This is a genomic window from Kolteria novifilia (assembly GCA_007748055.1).
Taxonomy (GTDB): domain Bacteria; phylum Planctomycetota; class Planctomycetia; order Kolteriales; family Kolteriaceae; genus Kolteria; species Kolteria novifilia.
Genome location: CP036279.1, coordinates 4,521,215 through 4,537,820, shown reverse-complemented (window position 1 = coordinate 4,537,820; position 16,606 = coordinate 4,521,215). Strand labels below are relative to the sequence as shown.

Annotated in this window: 13 protein-coding genes; 7 read left to right on the top strand and 6 right to left on the bottom strand. The window is 61.6% G+C overall.

Translation table 11 applies throughout. From position 1 onward, the window contains the following. Positions 1 to 148: 148 nt before the first annotated feature. Together Pan216_RS16635 and Pan216_RS16630 are read right to left on the bottom strand one after the other, a co-directional pair. A complete protein-coding gene (locus Pan216_RS16635; RefSeq protein ID WP_419192629.1) occupies positions 149 to 1,360 on the bottom strand; it encodes an EF-hand domain-containing protein in 1,212 nt (403 codons plus the stop codon). A gap of 157 nt (positions 1,361 to 1,517) precedes the next feature. Next, positions 1,518 to 1,943, bottom strand: a complete 426-nt coding sequence (locus tag Pan216_RS16630; RefSeq protein ID WP_145259507.1) for an outer membrane protein assembly factor BamE — start codon at positions 1,941 to 1,943, stop codon at positions 1,518 to 1,520. Positions 1,944 to 2,145: 202 nt separating this feature from the next. Here Pan216_RS16630 and Pan216_RS16625 point away from each other — a divergent pair, with 202 nt between their 5' ends. Both Pan216_RS16625 and Pan216_RS16620 read left to right on the top strand, forming a co-directional pair. Next, positions 2,146 to 3,267 carry an HD domain-containing protein gene (locus tag Pan216_RS16625; RefSeq protein WP_145259505.1) on the top strand — a complete coding sequence of 374 codons (1,122 nt, stop codon included), beginning with the start codon at positions 2,146 to 2,148 and terminating at the stop codon, positions 3,265 to 3,267. A gap of 258 nt (positions 3,268 to 3,525) precedes the next feature. Then, on the top strand, positions 3,526 to 4,104 hold the full coding sequence (locus Pan216_RS16620) for a glutathione peroxidase (protein WP_419192628.1): 579 nt from the start codon (positions 3,526 to 3,528) through the stop codon (positions 4,102 to 4,104). Positions 4,105 to 4,289: 185 nt separating this feature from the next. On the opposite strand, the gene Pan216_RS16615 is transcribed toward Pan216_RS16620, so the two are convergent. After that, positions 4,290 to 4,784 carry an FKBP-type peptidyl-prolyl cis-trans isomerase gene (locus tag Pan216_RS16615; RefSeq protein ID WP_419192627.1) on the bottom strand — a complete coding sequence of 165 codons (495 nt, stop codon included), beginning with the start codon at positions 4,782 to 4,784 and terminating at the stop codon, positions 4,290 to 4,292. Positions 4,785 to 5,090: 306 nt separating this feature from the next. Here Pan216_RS16615 and Pan216_RS16610 point away from each other — a divergent pair, with 306 nt between their 5' ends. After that, positions 5,091 to 6,359 (top strand): aspartate aminotransferase family protein, encoded by a 1,269-nt coding sequence (locus Pan216_RS16610; protein ID WP_419192626.1) that lies wholly within the window; start codon positions 5,091 to 5,093, stop codon positions 6,357 to 6,359. Positions 6,360 to 6,546: 187 nt separating this feature from the next. Here the strand turns inward: Pan216_RS16610 and Pan216_RS16605 are convergent, their stop codons facing one another. The 3 genes from Pan216_RS16605 to Pan216_RS16595 form a co-directional block, all read right to left on the bottom strand. Next, the gene (locus Pan216_RS16605) at positions 6,547 to 7,368 is read right to left on the bottom strand and encodes a class I SAM-dependent methyltransferase (RefSeq protein WP_419192625.1); all 822 of its coding nucleotides are present in this window, start codon (positions 7,366 to 7,368) and stop codon (positions 6,547 to 6,549) included. Between the two features lie 117 nt (positions 7,369 to 7,485). Then, positions 7,486 to 8,211, bottom strand: coding sequence for a LamG domain-containing protein (locus Pan216_RS16600; protein ID WP_419192624.1), 726 nt, complete (start codon positions 8,209 to 8,211; stop codon positions 7,486 to 7,488). Positions 8,212 to 8,539: 328 nt separating this feature from the next. Continuing rightward, a complete protein-coding gene (locus tag Pan216_RS16595) occupies positions 8,540 to 10,246 on the bottom strand; it encodes an ABC1 kinase family protein (protein ID WP_145259501.1) in 1,707 nt (568 codons plus the stop codon). Positions 10,247 to 10,624: 378 nt separating this feature from the next. Here Pan216_RS16595 and Pan216_RS16590 point away from each other — a divergent pair, with 378 nt between their 5' ends. From Pan216_RS16590 to Pan216_RS16575, 4 genes are all read left to right on the top strand, one after another. Beyond that, positions 10,625 to 12,277, top strand: a complete 1,653-nt coding sequence (locus Pan216_RS16590; RefSeq protein WP_145259499.1) for an efflux RND transporter periplasmic adaptor subunit — start codon at positions 10,625 to 10,627, stop codon at positions 12,275 to 12,277. 75 nt (positions 12,278 to 12,352) lie between these two features. Beyond that, positions 12,353 to 13,561 (top strand): prenyltransferase/squalene oxidase repeat-containing protein, encoded by a 1,209-nt coding sequence (locus Pan216_RS16585; protein ID WP_145259497.1) that lies wholly within the window; start codon positions 12,353 to 12,355, stop codon positions 13,559 to 13,561. A gap of 1,045 nt (positions 13,562 to 14,606) precedes the next feature. Next, entirely contained in the window at positions 14,607 to 15,548 is a 942-nt protein-coding gene (locus tag Pan216_RS16580; protein ID WP_145259495.1) for a DUF1559 domain-containing protein, read from the top strand. A gap of 82 nt (positions 15,549 to 15,630) precedes the next feature. Continuing rightward, complete coding sequence (locus Pan216_RS16575) at positions 15,631 to 16,569, top strand: DUF1559 domain-containing protein (RefSeq protein ID WP_145259493.1); 939 nt, start codon at positions 15,631 to 15,633, stop codon at positions 16,567 to 16,569. The last annotated feature ends 37 nt before the right edge of the window (positions 16,570 to 16,606 follow it).

Below are 16,606 nucleotides of genomic sequence, written 5' to 3'. Positions count from 1 at the left end.
AACCCGACTTGTCGGACGGGGCCTCCAGCGACCCAGGAACTGGGCGGGTGGGAAAGAGAGACGGGGATCGTCCCGGCCAAGTCACGACCGAAACAATCCCCGTCGAGCGGGTACGGGTTGTCTTCGCGAATGGGGAGAAGTCGGCTACCTAGCTCGAAGGACCGCCTAGTCCGCTTTCCACCTCGCGAACGTCAAGTTTGCCACTGGAATCCTTGTCGAGTTGGTCGAACTTCTCCTTGAGTCGTCCGGTCGCCTCTTCGCGAGTGACCCGGCCGTCGGCATCCTTGTCGGCGTCGAAGAAGGTGCTCTTGGGGTTGGTGGCGCCTCGGCCCGCGCCCCGTCGGCCGCGGAATTTCTGGAAGACCTGCATGAGTTCTTCACGGCTCAAGGCCCCATCGTCGTCGGCGTCGGCCCGGTTGAGCATGCCGCGAGCCCGTTCGGGGATCTCGTCGCCGGAGAGCTTGCCGTCGCCGTCCTTGTCTAGCTCCGCAAAACGCCCGAAGCTCCCACGTCTTCCTGGTTTGTTGTCGGCCTGGGCACTCTCGCCCTTCGCGGCACCTTCTGGCTTCTTCCGAATCGGAGTGTCGCCACCGCGACGACGAAAGGCTCCGACGCGTTCGCGCATCGTCGCCACTTCCTCCTCGGTGACCATCCCATCAGCGTTGGTGTCGAGCCGATCGAAGAGGTTGATCAGTTGGTCGGGCACTTCCTGTTCGACGAGTTTGCCGTCCTTGTTGCCATCGAAACGCTTGAACATGTCGTCCAACGGGCGGCGGTCGCGTCGCCGATTGGGCTGAGCGGAACCGTCCTTGGCATCCTTTCGCATCTCTCCGTCGCGGGCCGGAGACGCAAGCCCACGTTGGGGCCTGGCGGCGACACCTCGATTGGGACGGGCGAGCCCGTTGCGTTCGCTCTCGGTAAGTAGTCCGTCGCCATCCTTATCGGCCTCGGCGAACCGCTTTTGGGCCTCGCTGAGGAACTCTTCCTTGCTGATCTTGCCGTCACCATCGGCGTCGACCGCCTTGAGTCGCTCGGCTTGGCGATCGCCGGTTCTCGCCGGCCGTTCCCGACGGCCCTGTCCGTCACGGGCTCGGGACATGACGGCGGTCAATTCCTCTTTGCTGATCGCTCCATCGCCGTCCTTATCGGTTTGATCGAAGCGTTCGAGCATTCGCTCGGGTGCTTCCTCCTTGGAGATCTTTCCGTCCTTATTCGCGTCGACGCGCTCGAGGACCGCGGCGGGATTGGGACGTCGGGAACGATCGGCGCGATTGCCTTCGTCCGGTCCAGCCAGCGCGAGGGCGGGAGTCAGGACGAGCAGGCCGGCACCGAAATGCGAAAGACGGGGTCGAATGGACACGGTTCTTACCTCCAAGCCACGTCGCGGCGGCTCCGCGCGGGCGTCCTAGGTTCGTCGAGTTCGCGAAGTGTGCTGATCGCGGGGTCGCGTCAATGGAGTCTTCAGGTGATTCAACACCCAGGAGGGGGGAAGGTTTCGCGGAATTGAATGCGAGACGTCACGGATCGGTCTCCAAATCGGCTTGATCGATGGATAGTTTGTTCAAAACGTTCCCATTTCGGTCGAAAATGACCATGAACTGGGCCGGTTCGCTGTCGATTCGGGGGCGTCGGCGGTAGAGCCAACGCTCGAATCCGACGCTGGTCAATTCCTGAAGGGATCGCTTCCAACCTTCGTGGGCTTGGAACTTGTCGAAGGACTCGTCAGGGGAGCCAAGGAGTTGGCGAACCTCGCTCTGGGGTTGGCCTCTCGTTACTTGTTGCCAGTGAAGGCGAAAGGCCTGCTCGTCGACCCTCTGCGAGAACGGACTTACCAACAGTACGATCAGATAACCGAAGAGGATCGCTGCCAGGAGGGTGAAGGCTCCCGAGAGTCGGACGCGCCAACGGAGTTGGGAGTTGGCGGGTTGGGAGAGTTGGGACAACGGTTTCGGATCCTCTCGCTCGGGAGCGTCGGTTGACGAGAAACTTGGGCTCATTGAATAATATCGCGGTCTCGATTTCCCGGCAGTTCCTTGTTGGGCTCGAGGCGACGAGAACCAAGCGGCGCCGCTTGCCGTAGAAGCCAATGGCAGACGACCGCCCGCCGGTTTCGCGACACCATAGACGCACTTGGAGCGACCGATCATGCCGCAACGGAAGCTCAGGGAACAGATCGCTCACGAAGCTGCCCGGCTCCTTTTTGAGCATCAGGAACAAGAGTACGACCGGGCCAAGCGCAAAGCCGCACGCCTGATTGGCATGCGCTTCCGTCACCGCGATATGCCGACCAATCGCGAGATTCGCGGGCAACTCGACCGCTTGGAGTTCGTCTTCGCCTCCAACGGCGTCGAGCGGGATCCGCGCAAACGCAAGCTCGCCGCGGTGCGTGTCATGCGAAGTCTTATCCCCTTTTCACCCCGCTTCATCGCGGACGAAGACGAGCCGTCGATCTCCCCCCGCGTTGTCGCGTCGCACGACAACTTGCCCGACGTCCTCGCCTTTCTCGAGAACAATGGGCTCACGGTATGGCTGTCGCCATCGAGCACCGAAGAGGAGTTCGCCTCACGCGGGCAGGTTGCGATCGATGTCGATGGGACTGTCCCCGTGGAGGTCACCCTCGTGCCGTCGTCGCGCACCGCGGAGGACGTTGCTCCTTACGGAGCCGAGACGAAAAGTCTCTGGGAAGTCGAGTCGGCTCTCGAGGAGGAGTTTCCCGAGAGCGATCTCGATCAGGAACTCGCGGGGATTGAGCCGCACCCCGACCGCTTCGAGGCGATGGCGCAGTTGCTTGAACCGCTTGAGGATGTTCGTCAGGAACCCGTGACGCATCCAGAAGGGGATGCCCTCTACCACTCTCTCCAGGTTTTCACGTTAGGGCTGGCGGAACGTCCCGACGACGAGGAGTTGCTCACCGCGGCGCTGATGCACGATGTCGGCAAGGCGATCGATCTCAAGGAGCACGTCGAACAGACGTTGGCCTTGCTCGAGGGATTGGTGACCCACCGAACACTCTGGCTGATCGAGCATCTCCCCGACGCCCGACTCTATGGATCGCGCGAACTCCCGACGAGTCGTCGCCGGTTGCTGGAGCGGTCGGAGGAATTCGAGGACGTTCTCCTGCTCGCCCACTGGGACAAAGATGGGCGACGGCGCGGCGCCGAGGTGAAGACCCCCAACGCGGCGCTGGACCACCTGCGATCCCTCGACGACGCGACCTACTGGGAGTACGCGGAGCGAGACGAGTGCACTGGTCCAACTAGTCTCTAGGGCGCCACTGGCTGCTTGTCAGCCAGTGAGAACGAGTGACGTCATTGGCAACCCGAACTTAGACGTTTGACAGTGCACGAGGCTTCGTCTCAAGGGTTGATCGTCGGCCCCGAGTCTCCCGCGTTGGCTGGGAAAGACTGCATCCCTGGACCGATCCTCCTATACTTTCCGGGAACCCCGCGCGGCAGGATGGGTCGGCAAGACCCGGCCCATCGGACGACGTGACGAATGAGTTCGAATCCTGAAGGGAGCGAAACGTTGAATCAGTACTGTTTGTTGGCCGCCTTGGCGGTGGTGTTCGGCTTGGTGGTCTCGCCGCTCTCGTTCGCGGCCGAGGCGAAGACGCCCAAGGGGCCGCTTAACGGCAGCATGAAGGCGATCGACGGCAAGGAGGTCGATCTCTCCAAGTACGACGGCAAGGTCGTGCTCGTGGTCAACACGGCGAGCAAGTGCGGGTACACGCCGCAGTATTCCGGGCTGGAGAAGCTCTATCAGGACAAGAAAGGCGACGGTTTGGTCGTTCTTGGCTTTCCTTGCAATCAATTTGGGTCGCAAGAGCCCGGATCCGAGGCCGAAATCGCCCAATTCTGCACCAAAAACTACGGCGTGACCTTCCCGATGTTCGCCAAGTCGGACGTCAACGGTCCCGACCAGAACGACGTCTACAAGTACCTCACCTCCGAGACGACCGACCCGAAGTTCGCCGGGAAGATCCGCTGGAACTTCGAGAAGTTTCTCATCGGCCGCGACGGCAAGGTGGTGGCTCGCTTCCCCTCGCGGGTCGCGCCCGATTCGACCGAGCTGACCAAAGCGATCGACGAGCAACTCGCCAAATAGTTTCGATCGAGGATCCCTCAACGACGCGGCCTCCGGGAGGATTGCCCTCGCGGAGGCCGTTTGCATGCGCCGAAGGTCGCGAGTCCCCGCGGGCGACGCGGCGAGCTGGATCTGAGAAGCCTCTTTCATCCCCCCTTGGACAAGGGGGAGCGATCGGCGGAGGCTCGGATCGCCTCACGTGGTCGCTACTGAACCTTGATCAACTCGACTTCGAAGTGAAGGGTCGCGTTGGGAGGAATGGCTCCGGGGGCGCCGCGAGCGCCGTATCCGAGATCGGGGGGAATCTCGAGCTCGATCTTGCCCCCTTCGCCGACAAGCTGAAGACCCTCGGTCCAGCCCTTGATCACGCGATTGAGAGGAAACGACGTCGGCTCGTTTCGCTTATAGGAACTGTCAAACTCGGTCCCGTCATCGAGCCAGCCGCGATAATGCACCGTCACGCTGTCCTCGGCGGTCGGCTTCTTCCCGTCAGACTCCTTGAGCAGTCGATACTTGAGGCCCGACTCGGTCTCTTTGAACGGCATCTTCTCGTTGTCCCCTTCCTCTTCTAGCGGTTCTCTGGTGCTTTCCGGTACCGGCTTTTTGGCAACCGTTGGTGACACGTTCGTGCACCCCCCGACCAGCAACGCGGCCAGCGTCCCGCTGAGGTACGACCAAAAGGGTCTTCGCTGAAATGGCATTCGCCTCTCCTTTGCCGTGCGGCGACGGCGCGCTTGGTTGACCATTCTCGACATCTTAACGATCGCGTCCGGGCCTGCCCATGGGAGAATGCTCCCGGGAGACGACCGACCGGTGACCCCTCTGGTCCAAGTTTCCGCGATCGACGAACTTTCTCCAGCGTGAGCGGATTGGGGCTCGTATCAGTTGTCGGGAGATCGTCGACCGAGCATCTTCCACGATGTCGTCAGTCACGCTGGTACGCAACTGCCCGTCGCGTCGCGGTCTCCATCACGACACATGGATCGCGCACGATGGGGAGTCACGTCATGATCACCACAATGAACGACAATCACCTTTCCTCCACGTGGGCTCGCTTGTGCAACGAGACGATCGTTCGCGGAAGCGGCCCCTACGTCTACGGCGAGACCGGCTCGCGCTACCTCGACTTCACCAGTGGCATCGGCGTCACCAACACCGGGCACTGTCATCCCGTCGTCGTCAAGGCGATCCAGGAGCAAGCCGAACGGATGCTCTTTGGGCAGCTCAACTGCATGATCACCGAGCAAGCCCTTCGCTACTCGGAGGAGTTGAGCGAGGTCACGCCCGGCAAGCTCGACACCTTCTTCTTCTCCAACAGCGGTTCTGAAGCCGTCGAGGGAGCGGTCAAGCTGGCCCGGATGGCGACACACCGACCGAACATCATCGCCTTTCAAGGAGGATTCCACGGCCGTACCGCGATGACGATGGCGCTGACCAGCAGCAAGATCATCTATCGGGCGGGGTACCAACCGCTACCCGCCGGCGTCTTTTTCGCGCCCTTTCCCAACGCCTACCAATGGGGCTGGGACGAGGAGAGGAGCGTTTCGTTCTGTCTGGATGAGTTCGACAGAATGCTCAAGACGCAGACCGCGCCTTCGGAGACCGCCGCGGTCCTGATCGAGCCCGTCTTGGGAGAAGGGGGGTATGTGCCGACGCCGCTGGCCTTTCTCGAAGGCCTTCGGCAGCGGTGCGACGATCACGGCATCCTGCTGATCACCGATGAGGTCCAAAGTGGTTTCGGCCGGACGGGGAGTTTCTGGGCACACTCCCGCGCGGAAGTAACGCCCGACATCCTCGTGATGGCGAAAGGGATCGCCTCGGGGATGCCGATGTCGGCGATCGCGGCTTCGCGGGACCTGATGAACTTCTGGCCGAAGGGGGCTCACGGGGGGACTTACGGTGGGGGCAATCCAGTCGTGCTCGCCGCCGCTCGCGCGACCCTCACGGCGATTCAGGAAGAGAAGCTGGTCGAGAACGCTCGCGTGATGGGCGACTATCTCCTCTCGAAGCTTCGCGGCCTGCAGCACGAGTTCCCGATCATCGGCGACGTTCGCGGTTGGGGCCTGATGGTTGCGACCGAGTTCACCCATGCCGGGCGTCCCGCGGCGGACGTCACCAAGAGGATCCAGCAGTACTGTCTCGATCACAAGCTGTTGCTGCTCACCTCGAGTGCCGACGGCAACGTCATCCGCTGGATCCCGCCGCTAATCGTGACCCACGATCATCTCGACGAGGCCCTGGCGATCTTCGCCGACGCCCTCGGGGAAGTATCCTAACGGCCCGATTGGCAAGTTCGTTCCAGGAAACCTCGTTCTCCAATCGTGCGTGAGGCGGTCCCGCATGCCCACGACGAGCGTGGGTCTTTCGAGCATGCCCACGACGAGCGTGGGACTTTCGAGCATGCCCACGACGAGCGTGAGCATGGCACCCAAGAGGCACCCGAAACTCAGGTCTTGACGAAGTCTATCCCTTCTTTCCCATCCCCACTAGCGCCTGCGAGGTGAGTTCGAAGGAACTTTCGCCATGGCGCTCTTCGAGCTGGGCGAAGAGTCTCTCTCTGGTGCGGTCGCGGGCGTCGGGGCCGAGGGCTTCGAAGTAGGAATCGTAGAGGGGGCACGACCCGATGTTCTGGGAGAACCACGTCGGGCTGGGGACGGTCCACGTCAGGCTTAGGGGGCGAATCGAGATGCTTGTGAGGCCGGCGGTCTGGAGCTCTCGCTCAAGTCCGTCCGCATCGTGCATCGCTTTCCACCCGTCCGGTTTGGGTAGGTCCGGGGCGTCGGGATAGAGGTCGAGAATCGCCTCCTTCCAGAGCCGCATGTGGCCGATCTGTTCGAAGTCGCCCCAGACCGTCACGCCGACACGGCCTCCCGGCTTCACGACCCGAACCATCTCCGCCAGGCCCTTGCGAAAGTCGGGAAAGAGAAAGACGCCGAAGACCGAACAGGCGACATCGAAGGACTCGTCGGGGAGTTCGAGGGCTTGCCCGTCCATGACCTTCGCCGAGATGTTGTCGAGTCCGTTCGTCTCGGCTTGGTTGACGAGGTAGGCGATCATATCGGCCGACCAATCGACCGCCATGACGTCGGCGCCTTGCTTGGCCGCCGCGAAGGAGAGGGGGCCCGTTCCGCAAGCGAGATCCAACAGGCGTTCGCCCGATGTCACCTTGAGGGCGTCGAGTGTCTCCACCGCATAGGGAGCGGTGAGTACGTCGGCGACCTTCGCGAACTTCTGAGCGATCGCGTCCCATCCTTCCGACGTCGATTCGAACTTCTCCGTACTCACGGACTCCTCCTTGACTGAGCGAGTGCCATTGGTGGCATCTTGCGGTTTGTCTGCTCCTACGGCAAGGAGGGTGGCGAGGTTCGGAGGGTGATGACATTCGGCGCGAACGAATGACGATCACGACCCCCGGTACATCTTCACGTCGTCGACAGTGGCGTTGCGCGGGACGGAGAGACGCAAGAGCTTCTTCGTCGGGTGGGCGATCCCTTCGGAGGAGAAACTTCCGATCTTCTTGCCGTCGATCGAGGCGGTGAGTTGGTCTCCCTTGACGGTGACGAGCAAGTCGTGCCACTTGCCCGTTTCGAGCGTGTTGGGAATCCGTCGTTCCTTGGTCTTGAGCATGCTTTGCAGTTCCGGCGGGAGGGTCTTCGCTCGGCGCATGTCTCGGATCTTGGGGATCATCTTGCCGGTCTTCAGATCGGAGAGGAGGACGTAGCGGGGCGTGATGCGGACATCGAAAAGATGGCCGGCGTGGACGTCCTTGAAGGTCGGGTCGGCGAAGTTGAGGCCGAGACTGTCCTTCTTGTCGTCGAGCTTGAAACGCAGCTCGATGGCTCCGTCGGTGAACTCGAAGGGGTGATTCACCGAGACGGCATGGTCGGCGACCTTGTGGATGTAGACGAACATCGTCCCGTCGCGCAGATCGACCTGCTTGTTGCCCGCCGCCCGGCTCTTGCTGTTGGTCTTCCAGCCTTTGCCGACCTCGTCCTTTTCTTCCTGGGACTCGTTACGTTCGAAGTCGTCCTGAAAGATCAGTTGACCGCGGTCATCGTCGGCAAGACCGATGGAACCGATGGAAAGCGTGATCGCTAGAGTGCCTACGGAAGAGAGCATCGATCTCATGGTGGCGAACATCCTGTTGATTGGTTGGTGGGAAACGGCCCTTGAGCGCCGGAGATTAGGCTTCGTCTCAAAAGTCGGCTCTGGCTTCGGATGGCTACGTCGGCGCGGGACTTTGTCGGGCCGCATCGACGAATCCAGCGGAGTCGCCTGCTTCGCCCTTCTCGTTCCGCACCAACTCGCTGAGCCTCGAGCCAACGATCTACTTTTGAGACGAAGCCTAGCAGTCGGTCTCCAGGGATGCAAGGGGGGAACGATGGTAGGGGCTAACGCGGACGGCTTTCCCGGTGGACGAGTGTCCGTGTCGACTCTCGCCGTATGGGAAGGCCGTTCACAACTGATGGTGCTTGATGATCGAGATGAGTAGCCAGAAGCCCATGATGCCGGCGAAGAGGAAGCCGCCGAGGCCGATGAGGGGGATCTCATTCCAAAGGGGAGGGACTTTGGCGAGGACCATCAGCGACGAGCCGATCACCAGCGCCGATAGGACGATCGAGAAGGCGAGGCGGTTGCTGATCTGGTCGTTTTTCTCGAGCATCGGTTCCAGGCCGCGGTGCTCGAACTCGATCTTGATGCGCCCACGCTTGGCTTGTTGCATGATCTCGCGCAGTTGCCCGGGGATCTCCTTGAGCAGGACCGCCATCTCGAAGCCGGACTCAACGAGCTGGTTGGTGATGCGTGCCGGGCGGAGCCGATCCCACTGCAATTTCTCGACGAAGGGACGCGTCTCCTGGGCGATGTCGAAGTCGGGGTCGAGCTGGCGGGCGAGACTTTCCCAGGTGGCGAGGGCCTTGAGCATCATGTAGATGTTGGCCGGCACGCGCAAGCGGTAGCGGGTCGCCATGAGAAAGAGTTCGCGCATCATCGCTCCGAAGCGGACCTCGCGGATGGGGCGGTAAAAGTGCCGATCGAGGAACTCGGCGACATCGCGCTCGAGGCCTTCCATGTCGAGATCGAGCGCGTCGTCCTCGTCGGGCGGGGCCAACGTCACCAGGGCCGAGGCGGTTTTCTCCGGATCGCGGCGGCCGACGGCGACCACGAGGTCGGCAAAGCGTTCCTTCATCATGCGGTTGAGCCTGCCGGTCATCCCGAGATCGAGATAGCACAGGACGTGTCCGGGCATGACGAAGAGATTGCCCGGATGCGGGTCGCCGTGGAAGAAGCCGAACTCGAAGATCTGTCGCATCAGGAGATCGGCCCCCTGATGGGCGATTCGCTTGAGGTCGTAACCCTGGGTTCGCAGAGCCTCGAGGTTTGAGGGACGAACGCCCTCGATGTACTCCATCGTCAAGACTCGCTGGGTGGAGTGGTTGCGGCAGACCTTCGGCACGTGGATCGTCGGGTCGTCCTCGAACTGGGCCGTGAACCGCTCCATGTGGGCCGATTCGACCTCGAAGTCGAGTTCTTGCTCGATGCCGGCGGCGAGTTCCTGAATGATCTTGGTCGGGCGCTGCGCGTCGAGGCCCTCGACGTACTTCTCCATCAACGCCGCCAGGTGGGCGAGGATCTCGAGGTCGACTTCGATCATCTCGTCGACGTTGGGGCGTTGGATCTTCACGACGACGTCATCGTGCGACCCGGCGAGTCGGGCGCGGTGGACTTGAGCGATCGAGGCGGCGGCGAGGGGTGTTTCGTCGAAGCGGTCAAAGATCGTATCGAGAGGGGCGTCGAGTTCCTCCTCGACGATGGCGCGGACGTCTTCCATGGGAAAGGCGGGGACGTCGCTTTGAAGCTTCTCCATCTGCTCGAGCAACTCAACGGGCAAGAGGTCGGGGCGGGTGGAGAGGATTTGACCCATTTTGATGAAGGTCGGACCCAGTTCCTCGATCGCCATGCGGATTCGTTCGGCACGGGAGTGAAGTTCGTAGGCCCCCTCCTGCTGCGGCAAGAGCTTACGGCCGAGATCCTTGATCGGATTGAGGTGGAGGCGTTCCAGCAAGTCGCCGAAGCCGTACTTAAAGAAGACGGTGAGTATCTGGCGATACCGCCTGACGTGGCGGTAGGTGCGGCCGATGATGCCGAGTTTCCCGAAGGCCATGCGCGTTCTGTTTCCTCCCCAAGGAAGCCGGGGCCGCGAGGGTTCGTCGCGGCGCCCGTCTTTGTATGGAACCTCGCGACCAGTTGGTTGCCCTTGCGAGGTGGGGATGTTGGGCGACGTGATTCGGAGGAATTCCCCTGAACCTCCCTTGAGCGGGGATGTATCATCAACTGCGAGAGGTTGGCGGTCCTCCCCGCCGGTAACCGCGTCCCGCGAGAGGGAGCGGAGAGACCCACGTCATCGCGTCAGTCGCCCCGGCGTTGGTTGCGTGGACCGATAGCGTCGAGCCGTTGAGACGTGATCCGACCCAATGGACTCGGGCGATCCGACCCACGGGACTCGGCGCGGAACAATCAGACATTCAGCGAGGAAGAACGGATGGGACGGTCCTGGGCTTATGCATCTTGTCTATTCGTCATGATGGCCTTCACGGTCGCGCTCTACGCCGATGCGAAGTCGTCGGCCCCGAAGGAGACCGGCGAGAAGGAGAAAGCGGTCTCCAACGCTCCCGCGCAGGTTCCCGACAAGGAGAACTCGAAGGGGAAGGGCGACCAAAAGGCCACCGACAATGCCGACGAGGAAACGAACTCGAGCGACGCGGAGAAGAAGGAAGAGGCGAAGTCGTCCGATAAGAAAGAGGAGAAGAAGGAACCGAAGACGCTGACGATCAAGGAGAGTCCGCTACGCATCGAAATGAAAATCTCCGGAATGTTCGAGGCCGAGAAGGCGACCGAGGTGAGCTACGACCCGAAAGCGTGGAAGACGCTCAAGGTCGCCGAGGCGGTCGAACCCGGCACCGAGGTGAAGAAGGGAGATCGGCTGATCAAGTTCGACCTTGAGGATCTCGAGAAGGCGATCGCCAATCTCCAGCTCGACGTGAAGCTCTCGGACATCAGCATCGAGACGGCCGAGGCCGAGTTGGAGTACATCGAGAAGGCGACGCCGCTGGATCTGGAATACGCCGAGCGCCGTCGCCGCGAAGGGGACGAGGACCTCGAACGCTTCTTGAGCGTCGATCGGCCCTATTCCCAGGAGCAGGCCCATATGAACGTCCGCCGTTGGCGCGACTCGCTGGAGTACGAGAAGGAGGAACTCGGCCAGCTCGAAAAGATGTACAACGCCGATGATTTGACCGAGGAGACCGAGGAGATCGTCTTGCGTCGGCAGCGCGACCGGGTCGCGACGGCGGAGTTCGGTCTTCGCGGTGCCGAGCTCAACCGGGACCAGTTCCTCGACGTCAGTCTGCCCCGGCGCAGCCAGATGCTTCGTGACTCGGTGACGCGGACTCGGTTGGAGCTCCAGTCGATCAAGGATCGGCTTCCCCTCATGGTCGCCCAACGGCGATTGGCGCTGCAAAAACTAAAGGACGAACACAAGAAGAGTTCCGAGCACCTGAGCGAGCTTCAGGGCGACCTCGAGATCCTCTCGGCGACCGCCCCGGCTTCGGGCATCGTCTACTATGGCCGTTGCGTGCGGGGCAAATGGACGACCGGTAGCACGCTGGAGTCACAGCTTCGCCCCGGTGGCATGGTCAAGGCGAATCAGGTGCTGATGACGATTGTCGAACGCCGTCCGATGAACGTCCGCGCAAGCATCGACGAGAAGGATCTTTGGGGGATCAAGGAGGGCGTCGACGGCATCGCGGTCCCAACCGCCTTTCCCGACGAAAAGCTCGAGGCGAGCATCGCTTCGGTTACGCCGTTGCCGTTGCCCAATGGCAAGTACGATGCCACGATCGACGTCTCGTTCCGGGCCAACCACGGCATGATCGTGCCGGGGATGACGTGCGAGCTGGAGTTCGTCACCTTTTACAACCCCGAGTCGATCCTCGTGCCCGAGACCGCCGTTTTTCAGGACGACGAGTCCGAGGAATCGCGGGAGATCGTCTACGTCGTGGACGAGGAGGGAGAGGCGACGAAGCGCGACGTAGTGCTCGGAAAGAAGTCGAAGGGCAAGGTCGCGATTCTCGAGGGCATTAAGAAGGGAGAGAAGATCCTCCTCGAAAAGCCGAAGGACGACGAGAAGGATTGACGCGATCGTCGGAACGTGTCAGCACCGTGGTCGGGAGACCATCGGAGAGGTCGAGCAAGAGTAGGGGAGAGAAGGATGCGTCCTGCGATCTGGTCGTCTGTTGCCGCGTTGTCGCTCGGACTGGCGGCGACCTCGCTCGCCGAGGAGAAGACTCAGCCAACGGCCAAGGCGCGGACCGGGACAAAGACGCCGGCCATCTCGACCAGCAAGCTCGCGACGACCGCCGAGATCGAGAAGGGGATCGAGCGCGGCATCAAGTATCTCCTGGAGTCGCAAAACAAGGACGGCTCTTGGGGGGGAATGCGGCGCACTAAAGGGCTCAACATCTACGCGCCCGTCCCCGGGGCGCATCACGCCTTCACGGCGGCGGTGACGGCGATGGCGATCACGGCGCTGATCGAGAGTGACGATGGCTCACGGCGGGTCTCCGACGCGATCGACCGAGCGGAAGCGTGGCTCCTGGAGTACCTGCCGCGCGTGCGTCGAGCGACCCCCGACGCCATCTACAACAACTGGACGCACGGCTACTCGATCCAGGCCCTGGTGCGACTTCACCACCGCCATCGGGGCGACGAGCAGCGTCAGGAGCTGATCGAGGACCGGATCAAGCAGCAGATCGCCTACCTGGGGCGTTACGAGTCGGTCGATGGTGGTTGGGGCTACTACGACTTCAACGTCGGCTCGCAACGGCCCACCAGCAGCTCGACCTCCTTCATGACCGCCACGATCCTGGTGGCGCTCGACGAGGCGAAGGAACTCGAGATCGAAGCTCCCAAGCCGGTCGTGCAACGCGCCATCGCATCGATCAAACGGCAGCAGAAACCCGACTTTTCCTATCTCTATGGCGAGTACATGAAGTGGTCGCCGATGTACGACATCAACCGACCCGCCGGCAGTCTCGGTCGTTCGCAGGCCTGTAACCTCGCGCTGCGACTCTGGGGCGATCAACGCATCACCAACGAGGTGCTCGACACCTGGTTGCAGCGGCTCTTCGACCGCAATCTCTGGCTCGACATGGGGCGCAAACGCCCGGTGCCGCACGAGTCCTGGTTCGCGGTCGCGGGCTACTTCTACTACTACGGGCACTACTACGGAGCGCTCTGCATCGAGCAGTTGCCGGTCGATCAGCGGCCGACTCACCAGGGGCGCATGGCTCGGATCCTTCTCGACAAGCAAGAGAAGGATGGCTCGTGGTGGGACTTTCCCTTCTACGACTATCATCAACCCTACGGGACGGCGTTCGCGCTGATGACGCTGGTTCGCTGTTTGCCCGCGGAGCGATAGAGAAACGCTAGGGTACGGTTAGCACCTGATGTTCGGATGCCACTGGCTGCTTGTCAGCCAGCGAAAATGAGTGACACCACCGGCAACCCGAAGTTAGTCGCTCGACAGTGCTCGAGTGTCCCGATTGGTGAGTTCCTTACGTAAGATCTCGTTCCCCAATCGTGCGGGTGCGTGCTGAATCAGAGGTGTTTCCCTCATCCCACGACGGGCGTGGGTCTCTTGAGCATGCCCACGACGGGCGTGGGTCTCGGCACCCAAGAGGTCTCTTGGCATTGAGCGAACCAACTAGGACTGCTGGGCCGTGGGGAAATCGCTCCGCAGCCTCCGCGCGGACCGCCGACGAGCCGGGGCAATCAGGCTTCACCGGTGCTGATTTTGTAAGAAATCGTCGCTGTCGGATGCGCAGTTGTTGACAGCGACGAATGGCGCGGCTGTAATAAGACTTGGGTCGAGTGTTCCTGTTGCAGTGTTCTCGCTCGACCTATTTCCGTGGGTGACCGCGGGCCGCACTTTCTCGACGACCTGCTCGATTCGCGGGGGTCGGTAAGATGGAAGCGGACGAAGCGTTGGCCGCGCGTTCTGCTTGCAACTCAAGAGGAGATGATCGCGAACAACTCGTGAGACCGCCGTAGGGCGTAGGGCCCTTTTATTTGTTTTCGTGATGCCACGAGACATCATAAGGGATCCTAAATAAGTCCATGGCCGGAGGGTGCGCGCGCGCCTGCGACTCGCGCGGATTGGCTCTCCGAGCAAGTCACGACCTGACGTGGAAGAGAGCGAACGCTGGATCGTCGACCACCACACGAGGCGAGTGAGGGGACCGCGATCGCTCTTCGGTGTCGTTGGGTTGTGCGGGACACGGTGGCAGCGATGCCGAGCAAGCGGGCACTGGGGTCGCTCGCTCGGTGATGACACGAGAAATCTCGTTGACGTGAGTGAGGCCACCGCAAGGGGTTGCGTCGAACATCGCTTCCGGGAAGCGATTCTGGCACGAACCTAGCTGTCGTCATCCAGTACACATTTCTACTGGAAGGGACCTCAGGGAATGATCGAACGGTATCGTCGGCGACTTGCATTTACACTCGTTGAGTTGCTCGTGGTCATCGCGATCATCGGTGTCCTGGTCGGACTCCTGCTTCCGGCGATCCAGCAAGCCCGCGAAGCGGCCCGCCGAGCGCAGTGCGCCAGCAACCTCAAACAGATCGGGACCGCTCTTCACAACTACCTCGACGCGACCAACGGAGTCATCCCTCGCGCGGTCAATCATTCGACTGGGCCCTCCTGTTGTTGCGTGACCGATAACAACGAGTACGCGCACACCATCCACACGATGTTGCTTCCCTTTCTCGATCAGCAGAATCTCTACGACCAGATCAACTTCGCCTACGAGCCGCGGCACGCGAGCAACACCACCGTTCGCGTCACGCCCATCAACGCGCTGATGTGTCCCAGCGCCCTGGTCATCGAGGATGGCACCTACGCGCAGCACAACTACCCCGCCGCGACCTCCAGTCACGGCTACGGCGTCTGCGGCAAGCACGGATCCGGGTCGACCAACGGCGTCTTTGCTTCGCGGTGGGGACTCATCGAGGCGTCGACGCCGCCGGTGACGTTGGATTCTCAGATGCGTTTGCGAAACATCGCCGACGGTTTGAGCAAGACGATGGCCTTCTCGGAGTTCGCCAAGGGACTCGAGTACATCATTCGAACGTCCGATCGACCGAACATGGGACGAAGCTGGTTCGATCCGAGGGGGACCTTCGGCAATACCGGGTTCTCCACCCACTTGAAGGCGACGCCGTTGAACCCGGAGACGGCCTATCACGCGGCCGATCTCAACATGGCGACCGTGGGAAGCTACCACGGTGGCGGCGTCAACTGCGTCTTCATGGACGGAACGGTGCGATTCGTTAGCAGCGGGATTGACGGGGAGAATTGGCAAGCTCTTAGCACACCCCAGGGCGGGGAGATTGTTGAGGGATACTGACTCTTCCGGTGTTTCTCGAAATCCCGCCGCCTCCGATCTTAGGGCTTGGGGTACCGGCAGGTTTAGCGTTTGGGAGGCGGGAATGGCATTTCGGAAGAAGCGTTCGCTTGGTTTTACATTGGTAGAGTTGTTGGTCGTCATCGCGATCATCGGCGTGCTTGTCGGGCTCCTCTTGCCCGCGATTCAGCAAGCCCGGGAAGCGGCTCGGCGTGCCCAATGCGCCAACAATCTCAAGCAGATTGGAACGGCGTTGCACAACTACTTGGACACCACCGCCGGCGTCATTCCCCGTGCCGTCAACCACTCAACCGGTCCCAATTGTTGCTGTGTCACCGACAACGGCGAAGTCGGACACACGATTCACTCGATGCTCTTGCCCTTCGTTGATCGACAGAATCTCTACGACCAGATCAACTTCGATGTCCGCACCAACCACGCGAACAACACGACGGTCAGAAGGAGCGTCGTCACCGCATACATGTGTCCCAGCGCCCTAGTTATTAGGGAAACCAATTACGCGCAGCACAACTATCCCGCCGCGACCTCCAGCCACGGCTACGGCGTCTGCGGTATCCACGGCTCGCGAACCGGCAGTGGCGCCTTCGCCTCGCGCTGGGGGCTGATCAAGGAGGGCCCGCCACCGACGGTGGTCGATTCCCAAATGCGGCTGCGGAACGTCACCGACGGGCTGAGCAAGACGATCGCCTTCTCCGAAGTCGCCAAGGGACTGGACTACATCGTCGAGGCGGGTCAAATCAACAGAATGGGCCGCAGTTGGTTTGACGGCAACGCGGCCTACGGCAACACCGGGTTCACGACCCACCCCATTAGTACGCCGAACAACCCGGAGCCGAACTGGGGGGGAGTTCGCAATCACGGCGCGGTGGGAAGTTACCACACCGGGGGCGTCAACGCCGTCCTCTTGGATGGAACGGTTCGTTTCGTTGGCAACGGTATCGAGGGCAACACGTGGCAGGCGCTCGGCTCCGTTCAGGGAAGCGAGATCGTCGAAGGCTACTAAACGTGGGATGATTCGCCACGAGGTTCGTTCGCGCCCG

Excerpts from the sequence above, each read along its gene's own strand:
- Pan216_RS16580 (WP_145259495.1), top strand. The coding sequence starts at position 14,607 with ATGATCGAACGGTATCGTCGGCGACTTGCATTTACACTCGTTGAGTTG.
- Pan216_RS16590 (WP_145259499.1), top strand. The coding sequence starts at position 10,625 with ATGGGACGGTCCTGGGCTTATGCATCTTGTCTATTCGTCATGATGGCC.
- Pan216_RS16575 (WP_145259493.1), top strand. The coding sequence starts at position 15,631 with ATGGCATTTCGGAAGAAGCGTTCGCTTGGTTTTACATTGGTAGAGTTG.
- Pan216_RS16585 (WP_145259497.1), top strand. The coding sequence starts at position 12,353 with ATGCGTCCTGCGATCTGGTCGTCTGTTGCCGCGTTGTCGCTCGGACTG.
- Pan216_RS16625 (WP_145259505.1), top strand. The coding sequence starts at position 2,146 with ATGCCGCAACGGAAGCTCAGGGAACAGATCGCTCACGAAGCTGCCCGG.
- Pan216_RS16615 (WP_419192627.1), bottom strand. The coding sequence starts at position 4,784 with ATGCCATTTCAGCGAAGACCCTTTTGGTCGTACCTCAGCGGGACGCTG.
- Pan216_RS16610 (WP_419192626.1), top strand. The coding sequence starts at position 5,091 with ATGATCACCACAATGAACGACAATCACCTTTCCTCCACGTGGGCTCGC.
- Pan216_RS16600 (WP_419192624.1), bottom strand. The coding sequence starts at position 8,211 with ATGAGATCGATGCTCTCTTCCGTAGGCACTCTAGCGATCACGCTTTCC.
- Pan216_RS16595 (WP_145259501.1), bottom strand. The coding sequence starts at position 10,246 with ATGGCCTTCGGGAAACTCGGCATCATCGGCCGCACCTACCGCCACGTC.